This window comes from Allofrancisella inopinata, assembly GCF_012222965.1.
GTDB classification, from domain to species: Bacteria; Pseudomonadota; Gammaproteobacteria; order Francisellales; family Francisellaceae; genus Francisella; species Francisella inopinata.
On sequence record NZ_CP038241.1, the window covers coordinates 1,660,720 to 1,682,654 of the forward strand.

Genomic DNA, 21,935 nt, shown 5'->3' on the forward strand with positions numbered 1-21,935 from the left:
GTAGAGATGTCAGATTTTATAGCTATCGATGGTCAAAAAATGGTTTTAACTCCAAACTCGCACCCTAGTGCAAATTTAACTAGTCCGTCACCAACCCATGATGCTGTCTTTTTGGAGCTTAAATTTAGTGCAGAAGCAGGACCAGCAGATCTAAAAACAAAAATACCTTATTATGATGTTGGTACAACGTCTCCAGGAAGTGCTGCTGTAAATTTTAAGTTAGAGCATGGCGATTTTGATGCTGTCAACCAAACTATAGTCTTACACTTACGAACAACAAAAACTATAGTTTCAGAATTAAACAAGGCTATTACAAAACTATTGTCTTCTGGAGCAAAAGCACAGCTAAGTGTAGAGATAGCATCTGCTAATGATAAGCAAACTGTAGATCAAGCTAACAAAGGCACTATTGTTAAATATTTCGATCCACAGGGAGCAAAATTCACACTGTGTGAAGAAAAGACCCGCCAGTTTCAGCATCTGCTAGCTCATGAGTGTGGTGATTTATATAGCCGTTCAGCTACAAATAATGAAACTGAGTTAACAGGAACTATTATCATTTCCGGTAAATGGGAAAAAGGTACACCTATTTCTACATGGACTAGTGATAGTAGTCAAAAAATAGTTGTAGGTGTAGATAGTGGTAAATAATAAGTAGATATAAACATGAGTAAGGCAAGTGAAGAGTTAAAAAAACTATTTGATACTAATCAAGATTGGCAAGTTTGTAAACGCTCTAATCTTGAGGTACTAAATGAGTGTACAGAACTTTTAAATAACCGAAGCTTTCAAGAAACGATGTGTTTAATTACTAAGTATATTCAAGAAAATAATGTATTAGATATACAATTGTTTTGCCTTTACTTGCAAGCTTACTTTAATATAAACCACTCAGCTGAAGATTTTGTCTCAGGATTAGAAATTTTAGCTGGAGTATTAAGTGGTTATCACCTTATTACTCCTACAAATAAAAAAGACACAATAGTGTTACGTAGCGTCATAACTTTAATTAATGAAGCTAATGATGCTATTAACTACTATTATCCTGATTTTTTGGATAACCAATTACAGCAAGTTACAGAATTTCTAGAACAAGTTAAAGATCTTTTGGCATGTAATATCCAAGAAGTTGGATTAATTAACTTTAATAGAGCAAAAAACCAAATACTAGCTACTATTTCTAAATACATTTTTAAAGAAGATATTAATAGTGATCAAGAAAAAGCTGATAATGAGAAGGTAGATAACTCTCTAGCTCAGACAAGCAAAGAAAATGCATATAGTTTCTATTGGTCTAACCTTTTGCTAAAAATAGCTAGATTTAACAACTTAGCTAACCCTTTGGATGCAGTATCAGATAAGTTTGAGCTAGCTTTACTCTTTGATTCGATCCAAACTGAAATACAAGAATTTAATCCAATTAAATATTTTCCCAAGCAGTTCCAGGTTTTTTTAAATTCGGTTACACCAGAAACTTACTCTCAAATTCAACAAATTATAGAGAATAGTAAAGGCTCTGCTTTATGGGATTTTATGCTGCAAAAAACTCACGCTGATATTGAGTTAAATATTAAAAATAAAAAAATAAATACTGGATTTGATATAGATGATATTTTGCAAGCTTCTAACTATAAAAATAATATTAAAAATATGCTTGATGAAAAAATTAATGATTATCAGACACCACCAAATAATGATGAAGCTTTTGGTCCAGATTTTGATATTTTGGATTTATAAAGAGGAGCAAAAATGATTACTACATTTACTAACAGTAGAGTGAAAGTAAGAGTATGCAACAAATAAATTGGCACTTAGGACAAGCAGTTTTGCCCGAGCATTTTACATTATCTCAGCATCTATCAAACAAGCGCAATATTCACCTTTGCCAAGTTAACTCTACTGTAGATTTTTATGGTCTAGCTGAGCTTAAAATAGATGAATATTTATTTGATAAAAACATCCTCAGGATAGAATCCTTACTATACATAACACTTACTTGTGAATGTATCCATTATCAAAGTTCAACTTACCCTAAAATCTTAGAATTAAATTTAAATACTATAGATTCAGATACTGCTGAGATTGTCGTACAAATTAATAAAAAACCTTTGACAAAAGACGTTGGTGATAATAATACAAAAGTTCAAACAAAATTTTCAAATCTCTCACTAACTATAAATCCTGAGCAAACAGATGAGTTATCTAGTTTCAAAGTACTAACCTTAAATAAACTAGAAGACGGCAAGTGGACACTTAAAGAATTCCTTCCTCCTATCTTAACTACAAAAGTTTATAACTTTAAATTAGTGACTGATAAACTAAGTAATTTATTACAAATAATACACTCCTACGTTTTAAACGAAAAATCAACTAACTCAGCAATATCATCTTTTAAATTAACGTTATTAAATAATATTTTGTATAGCCGTAACCAGCTTCAGTATTATATTTGGCAATTATCATATAGTAAGTATTCTCCTATAATTATATTTCATGCTACTCAAAATATATATTTATATTTATTACAATACCAAGAAACTACAGAAGTAGATTCTTCTCTGGTTTATAAGCACGAGAAACCTTTGGAAAGTTTTCAACATCTAATTGCGGCAATCCGTGAAAAAGTATTACATACAAAAGCTATAGAGTATAAGGTTTTAAAACCTATAGAAAATTTACTATCTACAGGCATTATAGAGTTTGAAGTTTTAAATCGTAAAAAGCACTATTTAGTTGTGCGTAAACCAACACAAGACTATAGCTATTCACTTTCTACAATTAAGCTAACTTCTCCAAGCAGAATTAAGCATGTAAATAAATACGCAATGGTTGGTTTAAAGCTTTCTAAGTTGGAGTTTAACCCTTTACCTGTATCAAGTGTCGATAAATACTGTGATATTTATGAAATTCTACCATCAAGAGAGTGGGATTACGTTCTTAGTGAGCAGGTAATATCTTTGCTAAATAGCAAAGATGTAAGTGAACTTAAATTCGTTTATTACTATGTATAGGGATAGTTAGATTATATATGAACAAAACAGATTTAAAGAAAGTACCTCTAGATAAACTTAAGCAACTTGATCTTATGATACTGCTAAACATGTTGCACCGTATTGGTTTTAATACACAAGATATTACATTTGAAAGCCGTTTAAGTCTTAGCCAGACTAGCAGGCTTATAGAAGATATAGTTTTTGATCAGGACAAAATTAAGCTTATTGTAAATATGGGAATACTATCTGCAAATTCGGCTTTGCCTGATCACGTATTGGATTTTTTTTCTATAAATAATGATTCTGTATCTTGTACTGTATTAAACGCTTTAGCAAGTAAACTTTTAAAACACCAAATAAATATGCTTCTGATAGAACAGTCTGATGAATTAAAACATTTATATCTAAATGGAGACGTTCTTTTTACAAGAGATGATAATTTTTTTTATTCATTATCTTCTTATAACAGCTTATTTGAAAGGGCTCTTGTACAGTATAAATTGAACGTTAGATCAAAATGGCAGTTAAGTTTAGTTAATAAAGCTAGCTACTTAAGTCATAAAACGAACCTCTCTAATATGCATCTTGGAAATAAATTACTGTCACCTAAATTACATTTTACTATAACTCTCCAATCGGACCGTTTATTTAACAAAAAAAAATGCAAAGAGGTTTCAAAATGTATAGAAAAGTTGGTTTTAAGTAAGCTTTTTGACATAAATAGATATTCTATCATGGTAACTGTTTGGCTTATAGTTCAACCTGTAAAAATAATTTTTATGCCCTTTTATCTATCTCAAGACACTAAGTTAATTAATCATAAAATAAAAATTTATGAGAGGTATAAGTATGGATACTGACTTAAAGAACATCCAGTCAAAAGAACAGTTATATCAATATTTAGAATTAAATAAACATAATAAAAATGATATTCTAGGGTCAGGTGACCTAAAAGTAATTATAGATGCGGTAGAGTATACGGTACAACGTTCTACACAAAGCATTCAAGAATTTATATTACAAAGAAGGTTTAACTTATTTTATAGCTATTATCCTTACTTTTTTCAACACGTACCCAATCATGCTATAGTAGAAGCATCTACAAATCAAAACGATAAGTTTATAGATTTAGAGCTAGGTGAAGAATTTGTATTAAAGTTAGACGATAGCAATTTTAGGTTTCAAGCTGCTATACCTTTCGCGCTATTACCTTTTCAAGTAACAAATTGCTATATAGATAACAGCATAATTAACATTGAAATTGATGCAATTAAACCTTTTAGGTTTGATAGAAACCGTTTTTTGCTAAGTGCTAACCCTTTGGTTATGAAAAACCATCAAATTTATCATCTTATAAATACGTTGAGAGAATATAAATCAGCAAAGATGACATTATTTGTAAATGAGTTAGATAAACCTATATCTATTACCGTTTTTTTAAACTTTGATTTAAAGTTTAATCTGGAGATAACTCAAGAAATCATATTAAAGGCATTAACACAAGCAGTATTTAGTAACTTTTACGTAGAGTTTGAGGATTTACCAGAAGATTATCTTTTTTATAAAATTTTGTTAGAAATAGAAGTACCAAAATCTAATAATATATCGAAACCTTTAGCTTCCAATGTTATAAAAACTAATCTACTCCCTGTCTTTAATCTATTTGAAGATCACGCAATGAAAATTAACTGTGATTATACTCAAGAAAGCTATGGAGTAAAACACCTAGATGGACCTAATGAATATGTTCCGACAAAATTATATAGCGTGGAATATAATAAACAAATTGCTTATCATAACTATCTAAATCTTAGTAATGCCAAAAGCTATAATTTAATATTTGAGCCTTCAGGGCATATGAGAATAGCCTTCCTAGATCCTTCATTAGAGGAGCTTTCAGGTTCTAATGAAATTGTTATAAACGCTCAATGGACACAGATAATCTCCGCGGATGTTAAGAAAAAAAGTTATACTTTTATTCCTTTGAGCAGGAGCATTGGTAGCCTAAAATTCAATATAATTTATAGTTACGGCTTTAGAAGGAATCAACTCTTAGAAAGAGCAGAAAATATCTTAAAAGTATTAAATATCATTAACTCTACAGGTCTTAATATTGACACTTTTAAAACACTAATTTCTCTTATAACAAATCATGATACATATACCGTAAAGTTTATTGAGAAAAACCTTATTAATATTGAGTCAAGTGGTGAATTTCGTTATGTAATATCTATAAGAACCGACTTATATAAACCTGAATTTGTTTTCTATGCAGATCTTGTACGTATGTTTCTTAAAACACACCTTTCTAAACGAATAGGTGTTAAGGTTAACTTTCAAATTAAAGTAATATAAGGAGTGTTTATGAATCAAGATATTATAGATGTTTTTGCTACTATAAATTTTTTCATAGAAAGTTATGACTCAGACACAAATATGCAAGATATTATAGCTTTTCGTGAGAAAGTAATTACTAAAACGACGCATATACACAATTTGATTTACCAAGAGCTTGGTGAGAGAGTTAGTTTTTATATTGCATTTGCAATATACATTTACTGTGATGAGGTGATTAATAAACTAAACTTAGAAGCAGATAGTAATGTTACTAATTGGCACTTACTCCAAGAGGAGGTTTATCAGCGAAACGATGGGGGAGACTATTTTTTTGAAATAATAGAAATTGTCCTTGATAACCCTGTATTTCCTAAAGTTGTAGCTCAAGTTTTATATTTAATATTAGCATTAGGGTTTAAAGGTTGTTATGTCGGCTTACAATCTGAAATAGACAAATATAAAAATAAGCTTTGTGCTATATTGCCAAATGAGGAATTAGGTGACATTAGTTATCCAACGTTTAATAATCTAGAGAATAAATTTAGGAAAACTTATAAATTATGGATCTATAAAAGTATATTTTTAGCAGCTGTTTGTTTTCCTGTTTTTGCTTACTTTGGCATATTGTTGATTAGGTAATAAAATTTAACATAGGGGGGCTATTGCAAGCTGGAATTAGATGGGTGGTAACAAGGCAAAAACATTTGAAAAAGCACAGTTTACACGTAGTAAATGAGCATTTTGAGAATATTTTTAACACAGTTAGAAACATATAATTTTAGTTTGCAACAGTCCTATGGGAGGTAATAATGAGTAATTTTGTAGTAAGTAATGCTCTTTTAAAATGTTCTTTTGGCACTGTATCGACTCCTTTAACAGTATTACCTAAAGGACCTTTAGTAAAAGGTCAAGGTCAATTGGCAGCGACTATAAATGATCATATTCCTATGGCAAATATTAAACCATTTGGAATGTGTAATAGCCCCTCAAATCCAGCTGGTATGGGCAAACCAATAGTACCTACTCCATGTCCATGTGTACCTATAATACCATCTCCATGGACACCATCAGCAACTAAAACAAAGGTTAACGGTCAACCAGCTCTGCTAAAGAACGCGACATGTATGTGTACTTGGGGAGGCCAAATAAGTATTAATACTGCTGGACAGATGTTTATTACGGCTAAGTAGGGACTTGTTGCAAACCAGACTTAGACGGGTGGTAGCAAGACAAAATAAAGGGAAAACTAAAATGGCATATGATTTAGAATTCGCAATAAACTTTAGTAAGTTTGTTGATGAAACAAATAGTTTAAATCCTGATTACCACCCTATCTTTAAATTTATTGGAGATCGCCTTAATGAGTACGATTTAGACCGTTTTAATAATAACTCAAGCGCTTGGATAGGACAAGTCCAATATGAAAGGCTTATAGGTGCTGAACCTTACGAAAGCCTTCCTCACTCTAGTTTTAATTTTCGAAAATATGCAAAACTTGTGCCAGTGTTTAACCTTACTTGTAATTTTGATAATGAACTCTTTCCCAAGTATGTGGACTTGTTGAAGCAACACATTTTAAATAAATATATTAATCTAAATAAAAAGATAACAAATATAAGAGTTTTTATTTCTGGCCATGGTGCTGATAATATGAGTCTTGGAACAGGGGATGAAAAATTAAACAACGGTTTTGTAAGCTATAGTAGTGTTATTTCTATTTTAGATAATATTCTTTTATCCTCTTTAGATCTAAGCCGATTAAATGCTGATATTCAACTTATATCATGTAACGCTGCTATTAGAAACTATCATGAAGAATTTTTCAATTTACTAGTTGAAAAATATAAAGGTTCAGGTTTTAATTTTAATGTTACAGGTTATTTAGAAAATATAACGTTAGAAAGTGTCCTAAGCAGTGATAAGTTTGCATTATCAAAAACAAAGATGAAAACAGAAATATATGATGAAAAAAATCCACTGATTTATAGTCTAGTAAATACTGAAGATGTCTCAGGAATTAGATCATCATTTAACAAAATAGTTAATGAAATAGAAAAAATAAAAAAATATAACCCCGCTGCCATTAGTGAAATATTCAAAGCTAGGGATCAAGCATTAAAAGAAAGTGATCAAAAATATAACTTAATTTTTATAGATATTTTAAGAAGCCTACTTATTGATAGAATTAATGAGCTTGGAAGTAATGAGTTTACAAAAGGAGAATCTGTTCTTTGCCAAAACACAATAATTGGTGAGCAAGGTGAGACGTTGCAAAGTAGCCTAAATAGATTTTTATTACAAATTACTTCTCTTAAAAAGGCTTTTATAAATCATATGAAAAGGTATTACCGTGAACGTTACGAATTATTACAAAAAAGTGGCTGCTAAAATAGTGTCAACCTCTGATATTTATACTTTTCAATATAAAACCATAATATTAGCATTCTCTGAAACTCAGTATAAACTTTATATTATAGTTTCGAAAGAGGACTATTGGTAAAGGTAGGCATGCGGCATTAATAGTAGATAATGCTGGATGGCACACATCTAATTCCAGCTTGCAACAGCCCCATAAATTACAGCAAACTTGGAACGCTTTCTCAAATGATACTAAACTCGTTAAATCTATATGTACTAGAGATTGGAATGTATGTCTTAATTTATAGTAGGATTGGTATAGTCGTGAAATTGATGTGGTTTAATAAAGTTGTATAGAAATAAAGGCTAAGGTACAAATTATATAAAAGCTAACACTAAAACCACTTAAAGGCTTCTTTTTTCTCTAAAACCTTAGCATAAAGCTCTTGATACTTCGCGAGTTTTTCTTGCTCTGCAGCAACCACAGCTTCTGGAGCATTTGAAACAAATCTTTCATTAGATAGCTTCTTTTGTACCCTATCAACTTCGCCTTTTAGCTTGTCTAATTCTTTATCTAACCTTGCTTTCTCAGCTTCAATATCAACTAACCCTGCTAATGGAATATTTAACTCAAGCCCTTCAACAATTTGTGATAAAGAAGTTGGTGGATTATCGTTAAACTCAATATCTTTGACTTTAGCTAAAGCTTTTATAAATCCTTCAGTTTGTGCTAGATACTCTTTATCCTTATCTGCAACATCTTTAACAATTAAAGAAATCTCTAAAGATGGCTTGATACCAGCTTCACTACGCATATTACGCAAAGTAGTCACTACAGTTTGTAACCATGTGATGGCCTTTTCAGCTTCTGGTGCCTCTAAGTCTTGAGCAACTACAGGGTAAGATACATCCATAATTGTTTCTTTAGCATCATTTAAGTGCGTTTTTAACTGCTGGTAAATACTCTCTGTGATAAATGGTATTAGTGGATGTGCTAAAGCAAGGATATTTTCTAAAACCTTAGTAAGTGTATATTTAACACCATTTTTTTGGCTTTCAGATACTGACTCATCCTTCAAAGCGACTTTAGCAAACTCAACATACCAATCACAATAATTATTCCATACAAGGTCATAAATAGTATTTGCTACCAAATCAAAACGATAGTTAGCAAGATGTCTATGTACATCAGCAACTGCTGCGTTTAAAACACTCCAAATCCATTTATCTGCAACACCTAATTCGTGAGTTTCACAAACCTTATGATCATCAAGGTTCATCATCACAAATCTTGAAGCATTCCAAAGCTTGTTACAGAAGTTACGATAACCCTCAACTCTCGCAGTATCAAAGCTAATATCACGCGATGTCGATGCTAATGCAGCATAAGTAAACCTTACAGCATCTGCACCATAAGCACTTATACCTTCTGGAAACTCTTTTTTGGTGGCTTTCTCAATCTTAGCTTTCATTTGAGGTTGCATTAGACCAGCAGTTCTCTTCTTCAGAAGCTCATCTAACGAAATACCATCTATCAAATCTACAGGATCTAAAACATTACCTTTTGACTTAGACATTTTCTGACCTTCGCTATCACGAATAAGACCAGTAATATAAATATCTCTAAATGGCACGTCATTCATAAAGTACATGCCAAACATCATCATTCTAGCAACCCAGAAGAAGATAATATCAAAACCTGTCACAAGCACACTTGTTGGATAGTATTTAGCAAGCTCTGGAGTCTTATCAGGCCAACCTAGAGTACTAAAAGGCCATAGAGCTGATGAAAACCATGTATCAAAGACATCTTCATCTTGCCTGATAGTAATATCAGCAGCTAGATTATATTTAGCTCTAATGTCAGCCTCACCTTCTCCAACATATACATTTCCAGCGTCATCGTACCAAGCTGGTATTCTATGTCCCCACCATAGCTGCCTAGATACACACCAATCTTGAATATCTCTCATCCATGCAAAATAAGTATTTTTCCAATTATCAGGGACAAATCTTACATCACCCTTTTCAACTGCTTCAATAGCTGGCTTTGCAAGCACATCAGCCTTAACAAACCATTGTTTAGTTAGATATGGCTCTAAAATTTCTCCCGTTCTATCTCCAGTTGGCACTTTTAGTGCATGAGGCTCAATTTTATCTAAAAGACCTAAAGCTTCCATATCAGCAACGATTTGTTTACGTGCCTCAAATCTATCTAAACCTTGGTATTTTTCGGGAACTTGCGAATTTAAACTAGCATCATTGTTTAAGATATTGAACATTTGCAGGTCATGTCTTTTACCCACCTCATAGTCATTAAAATCATGAGCAGGAGTAATTTTTACGCAACCTGTACCAAAATCTTTTTCTACATAATCATCAGCAATAATTGGAATCTGTCTATCTGTAAGTGGTAGATTTATCATTTTACCAACAAGATGAGTATATCTTTCATCTTCTGGATGAACTGCAACTGCCATATCGCCTAGCATTGTCTCAGGACGGGTTGTTGCAATTATAATCTTCTCATCACTATCAGCTACTGGATAAATAAAATGCCATAATGAGCCGTGGCTTTCTACCTGAGCAACTTCTAAGTCAGATACAGCTGTTTTTAGCTTAGGGTCCCAGTTTACTAATCGCTCACCACGATACGCTAACCCATCTTTATATAACTGGATAAAACACCTTTTAACAGCATCAGAAAGACCTTCATCCATAGTGAATCTCTCACGATCCCAATCTGGTGATGCCCCTATTCTACGCATTTGCGATGTAATCGTACCACCTGATAGCTCTTTCCATTCCCAAACTTTACTAACAAAATTCTCACGTCCTAAATCATGTCTTGAGATCCCCTGAGCATTTAGCTGTCTTTCTACAACCATTTGAGTTGCTATACCTGCGTGATCTGTACCTGGTTGCCATAATGTATCTTTACCAGACATCCTATTGTAACGTGTAAGTATATCCATTAGAGTCATCTGAAAACCATGCCCCATATGTAACGTTCCAGTGACATTTGGTGGTGGAAGCATTATGGTATAAGTTTCTTTTGACTGACTATTATTACCACAAGCAAATTTACCAGCTGTTTCCCATTGCTGATAATTAGACTGTTCTATTTCTTTTGGATTATAGTTTTTGTTCATCTCTTTCATTTATAAAAAACCGTAAATTACTATATAAGTTCTAGAAAAATTAATGGAGATAATTTTAGCAAGGTTGGAAAAGAAAATATAGAATCTAAGCTTTTTAATAAATATATTTTAAGAAAGGATAGACAAATATATAGGTATACCGACACTTATATTAAAAACAAAAGTTATAACTAATGCTAAAGCAACCATTAATCCTATATTTCCACCTTTAACTGTTTCAGACATTGCTGCTGGAACAGCTATATAAGATGCTCCACCGAAAAGTACCGCTAATAATAGAGTATTACCTTCGCCTAGATGTATAATAGAACCTAACAAAATAGCTAGTAATGATAATGCTATTGGCATCAGCACCGCGAAAGCTATTAATTTAATTCCAGCTTTTTTTAATATACCTATTTGCTCCCCAGCTGAAATACCCATACTCAAAAGAAAAAGCGCTAACATTCCTTTAAATAACGAAGAAGTCAGAGGTGACATATCCATGTTTCCACTATCTCCACACAAAAACCCTATAAACAAGCTTCCTACAAGCAATATAACAGAATAATCTAATAGTGATTCCTTAACAGAATTCAAAAATACTGTAGATTGTGATGCCTTTGTTGTTTTTTCGATAAAAAGATAATATATCATCGTGCCTGCTATTATTGCTGGAAACTCCATAATAGTCAAAGCTACTATCATATAGCCATCATAATTTACACTATCTGCCACAAGTACATTTATTGCAGTTATAAAAGTTACAGCACTTACAGAACTATATGATGAGGCTATCAAAACAGAATCGGTTCTTACTTTCAAAATCCATTTCTGTAAAAAAGCATATAAAACAAAGGGCATTGTAAAAGAAAATAACATACAAATTATTATAACTAAGATACCATTAGTATCTATGCCATTATGATATATTTGAAAGCCTCCTTTATAACCTATAGAAATCAATAAATATATAGATAAAAATTTTTTTATATCATCAGGAATATGAATATTACTTTTAAATATTGCTGCTATAAAACCTAAAAAGAAAAATAATATTGGGGGTGTTATAAGAGAATTCATTTGCTTAGCCTAAAAAATTATAGAACTAAATTATAACATTAATATTAGAGTATAAAAGTGTTAATATTTATATAACAAATTAAATGTGTAAGACTGAACTAATAACAAAACTAAAAATATCAATATCTAACAAATTGGTGAATACAAGTTTCCCGTGAAGAGCATTGGTGAGGTAAGATCCCGATATAAACTTATCTATAGTTAACTGTTTTTATATCAAAACCCAGTTTTTTCTTATACAAAACATACTTCTTACGTAAATTTTCAATAACTTTTTTATCTTGATACACAAATTCGACAAGGTTTCTTATAGATACTTTATTAGAATCTATAGGAATATCCATTAAATTAATCAACTCATCAAAACCAGAAGTTATAAACATATTATCGGTTATTAAAATTGGTATATTTTTAAAGGTATTATAATCTTTAGCACTGGTAGCGCAAAAATGTGGTATAAAACTTTCTTCTCCAGCCTGCCATAGTTTAATATCTAGCTCCTTTGCGAAAGCTTCTGGGGCAAGTATTACTACTGTTTTACCAGTATTATATACTGATATAACTCTTTGCACTACTACATCTAAAGTCTCAGCTAGAGTGTTTATTTGTAAGACATGAAATTCAACTTTCATAGAAAACTATAAACCTAATATTTGTATTTAATAGTTTAACAAATAAGCGACTAATTACCTTGGTATTTAAAGGCTAATTTTAATTTGTTTATAAAATCGCCACCTAATACAAAAAAACTACCTATAAATAAGATATCTCCACTAAACAATATCAACATCATATTAACTTTGCCAACTTGATCAATCTTATTAAACAACAGGATTAACTCCATTAATACTGTAGGATAGAATAAACTACTAAAAAACATTATTATACCTACAAGATACCTTTTATAGCTTATGGGTTTATTATAAGTAAAAGTTTTTTTAAAAACTTTAGCAATAGCTGTTTTAATTGCCATAACTATTGTTTCACCTAGCAACATTACAGATAAAATAAATATACCTTCCGCACTTATTAATAATACTGATGATATAGCAAGATAACTAGAAGTTGAAAATCCAATAAAAGGCATAATGCAAAACACTAATATATACGGTACAAATGACAGTATGAAAAAACTCACTCCTAAGTAATATTTCCAATCTTTTTTTTGCATAATTAATCCTAAAACTTTATTTTTCGTATAAACCTTTAATTAATTTAGCAGATTGATAGGTTTTTTGCTTCTTATTTACACTACCTACTAATTCTAATAACTCTTTGTATTGATTAAAACTTTTATTTGCATAAATAGCCGCATTAAGATTTTTTAGCAATGGCAAAAGCTGTGGCATCAAATCAGCTATCTCCAATAATGAAAATATCTCGCTATCAAATTTTAAAGAGGCCCAATTAATCAAAGCTTTTTGTAAAGCGATGTTATCATTATTAGAACAAGCTTTTTTTATTTCTTTTAAGCTTCCCGACTCTCTAGGTGCAACACTTTTAACATTATCATGATAAGACGGTTTTCTAAATTTACATTTTAACAGTAAAAGTAAAGTAATAAACCATAAAATAATAAAGAATATCGCAACATTCCGCCAAAAAGGATCAACTACTTTTTCATGGACAATTTTAGTATTAGGAACTGAAGACCCTAAGAGATTAATGTTTGAAAGGTTGCCTTTCTGTATATTGAATTTTTTTGCAGCTATTTTAGCTACTTTTGATTTATGGGTATCTACATCGTACCATTTAAGCTTAACATCTGGTACAGTGGCTTCACCTTGTTTTATTGGCATATAACCAATCTTATATGTCGCTACTCCTGTAAGTTTGCCACTATTCTCAATATCTTCTAATTTTGGTTTTTCAGCATAGATATTAAAACCATCTGTAGATTCAAACTTCAGTTTCGGGATATCATCACTTAAAACATCATCAGCGGTAATTTTTATAGTCCTTGTAACAAGTTCTCCTTCTTTGATACCTATCTCTTGAGACCAATTATCTGTTAAACTAACATTTGACGCTGGAAACCAATCTTGAATATCCACATTATCCGGAATAGGTGCTATATTTAAGCTAAGAGGTTTGGTTGATATATATTCTGTTTTAGCCCCTAGTTGACCAAACCCATTTGGCTTAGTAACTTGTAGAACCATAGCTGGGACGTTAGTCTTACCTGTACTACGAGGTATTATCAATAAATTTTCTTCAAGAACGTCATACATTCTACCATTAACCTTTTTTTGGTAAACTACTCTATGGCTAGTCTGACGTATCTCAGAATTTTTAATTTGAAAAGGCTTAGCTTGAAGGCTTAATACTGGTGTTGAATAGTAAAATTTAAGTGTATAAAGCACTGGCACATTTACATAACTTTTTGTAGTTGCTAACATACCTATCGCAAAAAAGTCATCGTATTTGGTTTCTTCTTCATTAGATAATGATTTATCGACTTTGATTCGGATAGGTTTAGTACTTTGATTACCAACTTTAATTGCTGGAATAGTTAAGTTGCCTGACTTATTTGGCATTAAAGTGATTATCATTTCATATTGTACACTTTTCTTACCATTTATAACTGTTGTTTTATTACTAGTACTAGTGTTATAGACTATAAAATTCTTATCTAATACAGATAAATCCGGCTTACTATCAAAGTTATCTAATTGTAATACCAACTGAGCTGTTTCACCCTTTTCAAGATGAGTTCTATCTATAGTTGCCGATACGTTGGCATAACTAATATTAATCGCTATAAATAATGTTAGTATAAAACCAATGATTTTAAATAGACTAATTTTCATAGTTAGCTCCTACTATTCTTTGGTAATCTCTAGCAAACTTATGTTTTAAAAGACCGCCGGGGTCATCATCTATCATCGACAATAACTTATCTGCCTCTTTTTTGCTAAGCTGATCTTCTCGCGATTGCCCAGCTGTATGTTGTTGAGACTGGTCTTGATGACTTTTATTATCTTTATTATCTTTATTATCTTTATTATCTTTATTATCTTTATTATCTTTATTATCTTTATTATCTTTATTATCTTTATTATCTTTATTATCTTTATTATCTTTATTATCTTTATTATCTTTATTATCTTTATTATCTTTATTATCTTTATTATCTTTATTATCTTTATTATCTTTATTATCTTTATTATCTTTGTTGTCTTTGTTGTCTTTGTTGTCTTTGTTGTCTTTGTTGTCTTTGTTGTCTTTGTTGTCTTTGTTGTCTTGGGAATTATTCTGTTTTTGTTGTTGTTTTTCTAGCTCTTTTGTAATTTCTAAGTTAGTTTTTGCATCTTCGAAATCTGGTCGCTGTTGTATTGCTTTATTATACGCATCTATCGCGTCTTTATATTTACCCAAATGAGCTAAAGCATTTCCTTGGTTATATAACCCTGTTGCAGAACTATCTTTTTTAAACTCATCATAGGCGTTTTGATAATCTTCAGCTTTGTAATAAGAAGCTCCTTTCCAACGATTATTTTCAAATGCTTGAGCTGCCTCTTTAGGCTTTGCATTATCAAAGTAACTCATTCCCTGTTGATCTTTAGTTTGCCACATATCACTCCATAAGTAACTCATTCCCTGTTGATCTTTAGTTTGCCACATATCACTCCATGTGTTAGCTAAAGCTAAACCGGGTAATAAAAACATAGTAAATGTTAATTTCCTTAACGACATATTCTCTCCAAAAAACCTCTTCTAAAGAGTAATGCACTCAAAACAGTTAGTACCCAGATTATATAGACCCCTTCATCTTGCCAAAATATTTTGGCTGATGACTGCTCAGATTTTTTAGCATCTGGATTATTTTTTATGCTTGTAAGTAAAGCATCTACATCATTATTATTAGCTGTTAAAGTAATCAACTTGCCACCACCAGCTTTAGCTAAACTTTGTAGTTTCTGCAAATTTACCCCAAAATATCCTATATTGCCTTGTTCATCCTTTAGATAATTACCATTTTTATCTTTTGCTATACCACCTTTAGGGGTACCTATAGCATACACATCTACTGTTATACCATTGTTTGAGAGTGATTGAGCCTTTTCTATCGCTTTTTGAGTAGGTGTAGAGTCTGTAATTAAAATTATTTGTCCTTCAGTTGCTCCAGCTTGCGATATTAATTCTGCTGATTTTTGCAAAGCTTTAGCAATGTCATGACCTTGTACAGGAACAATATCTGTATTTAACACAGAAACCAAATTCTCTACAGTTTTTGCATCAAAAGTAAGGGGAGAAACTACAAAAGCCTCACTTGAAAATACCACCATACCGACTTGACCTTCTGTAATTTTTTTTAAAATATCAAATATTTTATACTTCGCTCGTTCAAGGCGACTTGGGGAGACATCTGTCGTATCCATTGATTGAGAAACATCTAAAGTTAACACTCGCGATACGCTTTTTTGATATACGGCTGTCTCCTTAAACTTCCATGTCGGGCCTGCTAAAGCCACTATCGCTAATCCCCAAAGTAATAAAAAACCTAATGGTAAGAATGTTTTTTTAATTCTCGATTCTTGTCCTACTAATAAATGATCTAATAAATGCTTATCACAATGTTTAGCCCAACTATTTGTTTTTGCTGAATTCCTAAATAAGAAAACAACAGTAAACAATACTGGGATCAAAGCTAAAAGCCACCATGGACGTAAAATATGCAACGTTATCATTAATGTCCTCTCCTACGCTTAAGCCAAATAGTTGAGACAATAAAACTTAGTAGTAATGCCGCTCCTAAACTCCATGGATAAAGATACGTAATTGGTCGCACTACTGTTTTATCAGATTCCACAAGCTCTAGCTTGTCAATTTCTTGATAAATTTTCTGTAAATCTTGACTATTTTGAGCCCTAAAAAACTTTCCTTTAGTCATTTGTGCAATCTCTTTAAGCACACTAGTATCTAAATCTTCAGAAGTATCTATAACTCTTTGACCAAACGCTGTTTGCACAACCATCTGACCACCACCTAAACCTACTGTGTAGACTTTTATACCATTTTGTTTAGCAATTTCTGCTGCTTGCAGGGGTTGTAATGCTCCTGAATTATTCTCACCATCTGTTAATAATACCAAAGCCTTTGATTGAGATGGGTATAGCATCAGTTTTTTAACAGCAAGACCTATAGCATCACCTATAGCAGTCTGGGGCCCCGGTAAAGCTATACTTGAATCATTAAGCATTTTTTTAACTGTCGGAATATCAAAAGTAAGTGGTGCTTGTAAATACGCTTTACTCCCGAAAAGTATCAGCCCAACCCTATCACCTTTACGAGTATCTAAAAATTCATTAGCAACACGCATTACTAAGTCAAAACGGTTTTCCATTTGACCATTAGATTTTTTCATATCCTGTATAGCCATACTTCCAGACAAATCAATAGCCATCATTAAATCTCTACCACTTTGTGGCAAATCCATTGGCTTACCCAACCATTGCACCCCGGAACCTGAAATTACCAAAAGTACCCAAATAATACCTAATAGATACTTTAGGTAATTAGCACGCTTAAAATTATTATTTTTACTATCTGCAATTTGCGATTTTATTTGCTGAAAAAAAGGCGTTTTTAAGGCTAATTGCTTATCTGTTTTCGCTCTAGGTAAAATCCAATATATTAATATAGGTAAAATGATCAGTACCAAAAACCAAGGATATTCTATTTTTATCATAAAACTCTCCTTAACCATTTTTCTGACACCGTAATTATTTCTTGTAACTTAGCAGTTTCTAAGATTTGTGGTTTATAACTATCAGCGAGTAAGCCACCAGATGATTTAGAAAACTCTTGGTTGTCTAATTTAGTATCTAAAAACTCAACCCAAGCCTTACCATGCAATAATTTCACATTTTCATTAGAGAATTTTTGTAGAGCTACTCTTTTTAAGTAAATAGATATATTTTGCAATACTTCTTGAGGTTTATTTTCAAGAGTTCTTTGAATTGTAGCTTTAAAATCATCTATAACAGATTGCTTATAAATTCTACGCTTTTTCTTCTTGTAAAGAAGAAATACTAATAAAAGCAAACCTATAATAAAAATGCCTATAACAATCCACCAACCGTATGCTAATGGCCACCATTGAGACACTCTAGCAGGTAGATAAATATCTTTTAATTGGTCTAAAAGACTATTAGTTTGCATAGTTAACTATCCCATGGTTAATGGTTTTCACCAAATCATCGTTTGTTGCTATCTCTATAAAGCCCATCCTATATTTATGTGAGTAATCTTTTATAGCCAAATGTCTTGCACTGTAAATATCTTGGTACATTTGATTTTGTTTTTTACTTGCAGCATCCAAAACAAATTTTTCCTTACCATCACTAAAATAATAAAGATCTAAAGAAGGTAAAGATTTTTCAATAGGATCATAAGTAAAAATATTTATAATCTGATTCTTTTTAGCTAAGAGCTTCAGATATTGCTGAGCGTGGCTATCAAATTTAGTAAAATCACTAATTAGTATTATCACACTATTACTACGTACCTTTGCATATAAAAATTTTAAAACAGTAGCTAAACCCCCTTCAGCTTTAGTCTGATATTCAACTTTATCAGCAACTGTAAAATTAAACATTTTAACTAAAGACGATTTATCTTGCTTAGCTGGATAAAAGTTATAACCATTATTATCAAAAATTACTCCACCAACCTTTTCATTGGCTTCTAAGGCTCCAAAACCTATTAAAGACAGAGTATTTGTAGCCTTTACTGATTTAAAACACTCTCTAGTACCAAACTTCATAGTACTACGCTGGTCCAGGACGAAATACACCCTACGCTCTCTCTCTTCGTGGTAAACCTTAGTGTAAGGCTTACCTAATCTAGCTGTAAGTGACCAATGCATTAAACGAATGTCATCACCAGCCTGATAATGGCGAACTTCATCAAAATCCATACCTCGACCTTTCGCTTTAGAAAGGCTACTACCAGCATTTACATTATTAACCCTCTGACTAGCAAAAAGCTTTAAAATCTTGGCTTGGTAACGGTAGTTTAATAGCTCATTGATATCAGGTTTTATACCTTTATAGCTTTTCATTTAAGCTTAACCTCTACGGAACTGGTACTACCTTTAATAAACTAGTAATAACGTCATCTGTTGTTATGCCATCGACTTCTGCTTCAAAAGTCAACAATATTCTATGACGTAAAACTTCATACACAACTGCATGAATATCACTTGGAGACACAAAATCATTACCAGATAACCAAGCATAAGCTCTTGCTGCTCTATCAAGAGCTATAGTACCTCGTGGGCTTGCTCCAAAAGATATCCATTTAGCTACATCTTGACTATATTTGGTTGGGTTTCTAGTCGCTAATATCAACTCTATAATATAATCTTCTACAGCTTGAGACATCTGGATATTTAGCACCTCCTTTTGGGCTGTGAAAATCACTTCTTGAGTTATATTAGGGTACTCAAATCTATATCCTAAAGCTTCTCCACGGCTAATAGCTAATATCTTAGCTTCTGTTTTAGGGTCTGGATATTCAATTTTAATGAACATCATAAATCTGTCTAATTGAGCTTCTGGTAAAGGATAAGTCCCTTCCTGCTCAATAGGGTTTTGGGTAGCCATTACCATAAATAAATCTGATAGCGGATAAGTCTTTTTACCAACAGTTATTTGCTTTTCACCCATTGCCTCAAGAAGAGCAGACTGAACTTTAGCAGGAGCTCTATTTATTTCATCAGCTAAAAGAAGGTTGTGAAATAATGGCCCAGATTGAAATTCAAAACTTTGTTGTTGTGGCACATATATTTCTGTGCCTGTCAAATCAGCTGGTAACAAATCTGGGGTAAACTGCACACGATGGTATGAGCAGTCTATACATTCTGATAAAGTCTTTATAGCTGTAGTTTTTGCTAGCCCTGGAGCTCCTTCAACTAATAAATGTCCTCCTACTAAAAGTGCTATTAATAAACGTTTATTTAAATTTTCTTGACCAACTACTCTATTATTTAAAAATTCTAGCAATTCACTAAATTGATTATATGCTGACACAACCTTTCTCCAAAAGTCTAAACATAGCTTTAGTAAAGTATAGGGGCTATTATCGCTTTTTCAAGTTTTGTTAATATCTTTTATAAAACATAACTAAACTTAAAAACAATAAGGTGATCAGAGAAACTTCAATTAATTTTTGATGATACAATTTAGTTTAGGCCTTCAATCATATTGTTTTGGTTGCCAATCATTAAACTTTTTATATGTATGTTTAAATGATGGTTTATCTTTAGCCATACAACCATTTCCTCTTATTTTATGTGGCCAAAAAATTAACTTATGATTCTCATTTTTGCCGCCATATTTATAGATATTGTGTGCCAAGTCTATACTTTCTTCTCCATTTACACCAGTTTTAAACCAAACATGATTAGCATTTTCTAAAATAAAAAAGGACTTATTAGGATAACTAGGGAAAGTGTAATATCTAATATCAGGGAAAAATAATGCTAGATCATGAGCGATAACTCTAACATTAAACTTATTTTTTTCACTCAATTTTTTACATAGTTCTCCAGCAATGCATTTTCCAGACTCACTGATTCCTCCTGCATAACAAGACCATAAAATAACTTTTAGGGTATTCTGATCTCCCTTGGTTGTACTAAAATCATGCTGCGTATTAATACCAGGATATAAATTTTCTTTAAAAAAGACATCTATAAACTGACCCATAATTCTTGCATTAAATTCTATCCTCTTTTCTTTATTAGAAAAGTCTAGTTTATTAATCCCAGACGAAATAGTCTCACTACCATATGAACCATGCGCAAGAAACACCAATGTATCTTTAGATCGATCAAACATTCTTGGTAACTTTACTTTAACGTTATTTTCCATATTAAGTTTATCAAGTTCTATCTTATACTTATCATATTCAGGTTTATTTCTAAAAGCAGATACAAGGGCGTTCTCATCTTCACTACGAAAAAATTTATTTTCGCTAAGTTTTAACATCTTATAATCAGTCGTATTATCAGTATTTACAAAATAATGATATGCATTAAAGTCCTCTAGAGGTTGTGTGCCAAAATTCTTGACCCATCCATCAAAATGCTTGCTTAACTTATGTTTACGCAAATTACGTGATAGCATATGGTGGTCTCTAGCAAATTGAATATCGTTTAAATTAGATAAAACCTTCCCTTTCATAACAGGATTCAAATCTGTTAGCCCCCTATCATGCTCCCAGACATAACCTAAAGACCATTTATTTGCAACATTACGTTTATCACTATCAGACACCATTTCAAACCATTTAGATTTATCAAAATTTATTATGTAATATGCCATAGGTAATCTCCTTTTTTTAGCTGTTTTACTCTTTGCAAAGGTGAATATACCTGCTAGGCGCATTATTTTATAGATAGTATATTTAATAGCACGCACCAATTTTTGATATTATGTTAAGGTCATAAGCTTACATAAAGCCTATAAACAAAAAGTTAATGACATTATTTTTTATAGTTTTATAATATGGTGTAGCTTTTTAATAAAAAAGTGTATTTTACACAAAAAGATTACAGGTATTAACCCACATCAGCTTTATCTTAAACAGGGGACTCAAATGAAAAATGTAGGTATATTAGCTCTAAGTTTAACCATTGTTTTGACACTATCTGCATGCTCAATTAATAACAGTCTATCAAGGGATTTAAATTCCACTAGCGAGTCTATAGTTAGGTTTGTAAATGGTACTTTTTCTGCAGAAATAGATAACACAAATATCCAGAGTGTCTACAATGCTACAGGGTTAGCTCTTAGCAATGATGGTAGTTATGATATTAAAAAGAGTTACATAAAAGACGATTACGCTGAAATATCTGGTACTGTTAAACCGGGTAAAGACCCTTTTGAAATAAAAATGATAAAAGACAACAGTAACATAGTAAATATATACCTCAAAATAGGTACTTTTGGTGATAAAAAAGCTTATGTAAATCTGTTAACTGATATAAGAAATAACTTAGGTGGATAAAATATAA

21 protein-coding genes are annotated in these 21,935 nt (G+C 31.7%); 9 read left to right on the plus strand and 12 right to left on the minus strand.

Translation table 11 applies throughout. The annotated features are described in order from the left end of the window. Positions 1-6 precede the first annotated feature (6 nt). The 8 genes from E4K63_RS07645 (at position 7) to E4K63_RS07680 (ending at position 7,718) form a co-directional block, all read left to right on the plus strand. Entirely contained in the window at positions 7-651 is a 645-nt protein-coding gene (locus E4K63_RS07645) for a hypothetical protein (protein WP_035720422.1), read from the plus strand. A gap of 15 nt (positions 652-666) precedes the next feature. Then, on the plus strand, positions 667-1,737 hold the full coding sequence (locus E4K63_RS07650) for a type VI secretion system protein IglI family protein (protein ID WP_133940812.1): 1,071 nt from the start codon (positions 667-669) through the stop codon (positions 1,735-1,737). Positions 1,738-1,790: 53 nt separating this feature from the next. Further along, positions 1,791-3,011, plus strand: coding sequence for a type VI secretion system baseplate subunit TssK (gene tssK / locus E4K63_RS07655; RefSeq protein ID WP_133940814.1), 1,221 nt, complete (start codon positions 1,791-1,793; stop codon positions 3,009-3,011). A gap of 17 nt (positions 3,012-3,028) precedes the next feature. After that, positions 3,029-3,853, plus strand: coding sequence for a hypothetical protein (locus tag E4K63_RS07660; RefSeq protein ID WP_133940815.1), 825 nt, complete (start codon positions 3,029-3,031; stop codon positions 3,851-3,853). Beyond that, positions 3,843-5,348, plus strand: coding sequence for a type VI secretion system baseplate subunit TssF/IglH (gene iglH / locus E4K63_RS07665; protein ID WP_133940817.1), 1,506 nt, complete (start codon positions 3,843-3,845; stop codon positions 5,346-5,348). Before E4K63_RS07660 ends, iglH begins: the two co-directional genes overlap by 11 nt. Before the next feature lie 9 nt (positions 5,349-5,357). Further along, positions 5,358-5,969, plus strand: a complete 612-nt coding sequence (locus tag E4K63_RS07670) for a DotU family type IV/VI secretion system protein (protein WP_133940819.1) — start codon at positions 5,358-5,360, stop codon at positions 5,967-5,969. A 170-nt stretch (positions 5,970-6,139) separates the two neighbouring features. After that, on the plus strand, positions 6,140-6,520 hold the full coding sequence (locus E4K63_RS07675) for a DUF4280 domain-containing protein (protein ID WP_133940821.1): 381 nt from the start codon (positions 6,140-6,142) through the stop codon (positions 6,518-6,520). A 61-nt stretch (positions 6,521-6,581) separates the two neighbouring features. Beyond that, positions 6,582-7,718, plus strand: a complete 1,137-nt coding sequence (locus E4K63_RS07680; RefSeq protein ID WP_133940823.1) for a hypothetical protein — start codon at positions 6,582-6,584, stop codon at positions 7,716-7,718. A gap of 365 nt (positions 7,719-8,083) precedes the next feature. Here the strand turns inward: E4K63_RS07680 and E4K63_RS07685 are convergent, their stop codons facing one another. The 12 genes from E4K63_RS07685 to E4K63_RS07740 all read right to left on the minus strand — a co-directional run bounded on the left by E4K63_RS07685 (position 8,084) and on the right by E4K63_RS07740 (position 21,243). Then, positions 8,084-10,849, minus strand: a complete 2,766-nt coding sequence (locus E4K63_RS07685; protein WP_133940825.1) for a valine--tRNA ligase — start codon at positions 10,847-10,849, stop codon at positions 8,084-8,086. 108 nt (positions 10,850-10,957) lie between these two features. Next, the gene (locus E4K63_RS07690; RefSeq protein WP_133940827.1) at positions 10,958-11,911 is read right to left on the minus strand and encodes a sodium-dependent bicarbonate transport family permease; all 954 of its coding nucleotides are present in this window, start codon (positions 11,909-11,911) and stop codon (positions 10,958-10,960) included. A gap of 191 nt (positions 11,912-12,102) precedes the next feature. After that, on the minus strand, positions 12,103-12,543 hold the full coding sequence (locus E4K63_RS07695; protein ID WP_133940829.1) for a DNA polymerase III subunit chi: 441 nt from the start codon (positions 12,541-12,543) through the stop codon (positions 12,103-12,105). Positions 12,544-12,593: 50 nt separating this feature from the next. Next, complete coding sequence (locus tag E4K63_RS07700) at positions 12,594-13,082, minus strand: transporter suffix domain-containing protein (RefSeq protein WP_133940831.1); 489 nt, start codon at positions 13,080-13,082, stop codon at positions 12,594-12,596. A 16-nt stretch (positions 13,083-13,098) separates the two neighbouring features. Further along, positions 13,099-14,721, minus strand: coding sequence for a BatD family protein (locus E4K63_RS07705; RefSeq protein WP_133940833.1), 1,623 nt, complete (start codon positions 14,719-14,721; stop codon positions 13,099-13,101). Continuing rightward, a complete protein-coding gene (locus tag E4K63_RS07710) occupies positions 14,711-15,607 on the minus strand; it encodes a tetratricopeptide repeat protein (protein WP_133940835.1) in 897 nt (298 codons plus the stop codon). Before E4K63_RS07710 ends, E4K63_RS07705 begins: the two co-directional genes overlap by 11 nt. Beyond that, on the minus strand, positions 15,598-16,599 hold the full coding sequence (locus E4K63_RS07715; protein WP_133940955.1) for a vWA domain-containing protein: 1,002 nt from the start codon (positions 16,597-16,599) through the stop codon (positions 15,598-15,600). Before E4K63_RS07715 ends, E4K63_RS07710 begins: the two co-directional genes overlap by 10 nt. A 2-nt stretch (positions 16,600-16,601) precedes the next feature. Then, positions 16,602-17,603, minus strand: a complete 1,002-nt coding sequence (locus E4K63_RS07720; RefSeq protein ID WP_166666878.1) for a VWA domain-containing protein — start codon at positions 17,601-17,603, stop codon at positions 16,602-16,604. After that, positions 17,600-18,076 carry a DUF4381 domain-containing protein gene (locus E4K63_RS07725; protein ID WP_133940839.1) on the minus strand — a complete coding sequence of 159 codons (477 nt, stop codon included), beginning with the start codon at positions 18,074-18,076 and terminating at the stop codon, positions 17,600-17,602. Before E4K63_RS07725 ends, E4K63_RS07720 begins: the two co-directional genes overlap by 4 nt. Then, complete coding sequence (locus E4K63_RS07730) at positions 18,066-18,977, minus strand: DUF58 domain-containing protein (protein ID WP_133940841.1); 912 nt, start codon at positions 18,975-18,977, stop codon at positions 18,066-18,068. The genes E4K63_RS07725 and E4K63_RS07730 overlap by 11 nt, the downstream gene beginning before the upstream one ends. A 13-nt stretch (positions 18,978-18,990) precedes the next feature. Beyond that, entirely contained in the window at positions 18,991-19,947 is a 957-nt protein-coding gene (locus E4K63_RS07735; protein ID WP_133940843.1) for an AAA family ATPase, read from the minus strand. Between the two features lie 165 nt (positions 19,948-20,112). After that, complete coding sequence (locus E4K63_RS07740; RefSeq protein ID WP_133940845.1) at positions 20,113-21,243, minus strand: hypothetical protein; 1,131 nt, start codon at positions 21,241-21,243, stop codon at positions 20,113-20,115. Between the two features lie 274 nt (positions 21,244-21,517). Between E4K63_RS07740 and E4K63_RS07745 the strand changes: the two genes are divergently transcribed. Next, positions 21,518-21,928 (plus strand): DUF3568 family protein, encoded by a 411-nt coding sequence (locus E4K63_RS07745; protein ID WP_133940846.1) that lies wholly within the window; start codon positions 21,518-21,520, stop codon positions 21,926-21,928. The last annotated feature ends 7 nt before the right edge of the window (positions 21,929-21,935 follow it).

Coding starts and splice junctions, on each gene's coding strand:
- E4K63_RS07645 (WP_035720422.1), top strand. CDS start 7: ATGTCAGATTTTATAGCTATCGATGGTCAAAAAATGGTTTTAACTCCA.
- E4K63_RS07650 (WP_133940812.1), top strand. CDS start 667: ATGAGTAAGGCAAGTGAAGAGTTAAAAAAACTATTTGATACTAATCAA.
- tssK (WP_133940814.1), top strand. CDS start 1,791: ATGCAACAAATAAATTGGCACTTAGGACAAGCAGTTTTGCCCGAGCAT.
- E4K63_RS07660 (WP_133940815.1), top strand. CDS start 3,029: ATGAACAAAACAGATTTAAAGAAAGTACCTCTAGATAAACTTAAGCAA.
- iglH (WP_133940817.1), top strand. CDS start 3,843: ATGGATACTGACTTAAAGAACATCCAGTCAAAAGAACAGTTATATCAA.
- E4K63_RS07670 (WP_133940819.1), top strand. CDS start 5,358: ATGAATCAAGATATTATAGATGTTTTTGCTACTATAAATTTTTTCATA.
- E4K63_RS07675 (WP_133940821.1), top strand. CDS start 6,140: ATGAGTAATTTTGTAGTAAGTAATGCTCTTTTAAAATGTTCTTTTGGC.
- E4K63_RS07680 (WP_133940823.1), top strand. CDS start 6,582: ATGGCATATGATTTAGAATTCGCAATAAACTTTAGTAAGTTTGTTGAT.
- E4K63_RS07685 (WP_133940825.1), bottom strand. CDS start 10,849: ATGAAAGAGATGAACAAAAACTATAATCCAAAAGAAATAGAACAGTCT.
- E4K63_RS07690 (WP_133940827.1), bottom strand. CDS start 11,911: ATGAATTCTCTTATAACACCCCCAATATTATTTTTCTTTTTAGGTTTT.
- E4K63_RS07695 (WP_133940829.1), bottom strand. CDS start 12,543: ATGAAAGTTGAATTTCATGTCTTACAAATAAACACTCTAGCTGAGACT.
- E4K63_RS07700 (WP_133940831.1), bottom strand. CDS start 13,082: ATGCAAAAAAAAGATTGGAAATATTACTTAGGAGTGAGTTTTTTCATA.
- E4K63_RS07705 (WP_133940833.1), bottom strand. CDS start 14,721: ATGAAAATTAGTCTATTTAAAATCATTGGTTTTATACTAACATTATTT.
- E4K63_RS07710 (WP_133940835.1), bottom strand. CDS start 15,607: ATGTCGTTAAGGAAATTAACATTTACTATGTTTTTATTACCCGGTTTA.
- E4K63_RS07720 (WP_166666878.1), bottom strand. CDS start 17,603: ATGATAAAAATAGAATATCCTTGGTTTTTGGTACTGATCATTTTACCT.
- E4K63_RS07725 (WP_133940839.1), bottom strand. CDS start 18,076: ATGCAAACTAATAGTCTTTTAGACCAATTAAAAGATATTTATCTACCT.
- E4K63_RS07730 (WP_133940841.1), bottom strand. CDS start 18,977: ATGAAAAGCTATAAAGGTATAAAACCTGATATCAATGAGCTATTAAAC.
- E4K63_RS07740 (WP_133940845.1), bottom strand. CDS start 21,243: ATGGCATATTACATAATAAATTTTGATAAATCTAAATGGTTTGAAATG.
- E4K63_RS07745 (WP_133940846.1), top strand. CDS start 21,518: ATGAAAAATGTAGGTATATTAGCTCTAAGTTTAACCATTGTTTTGACA.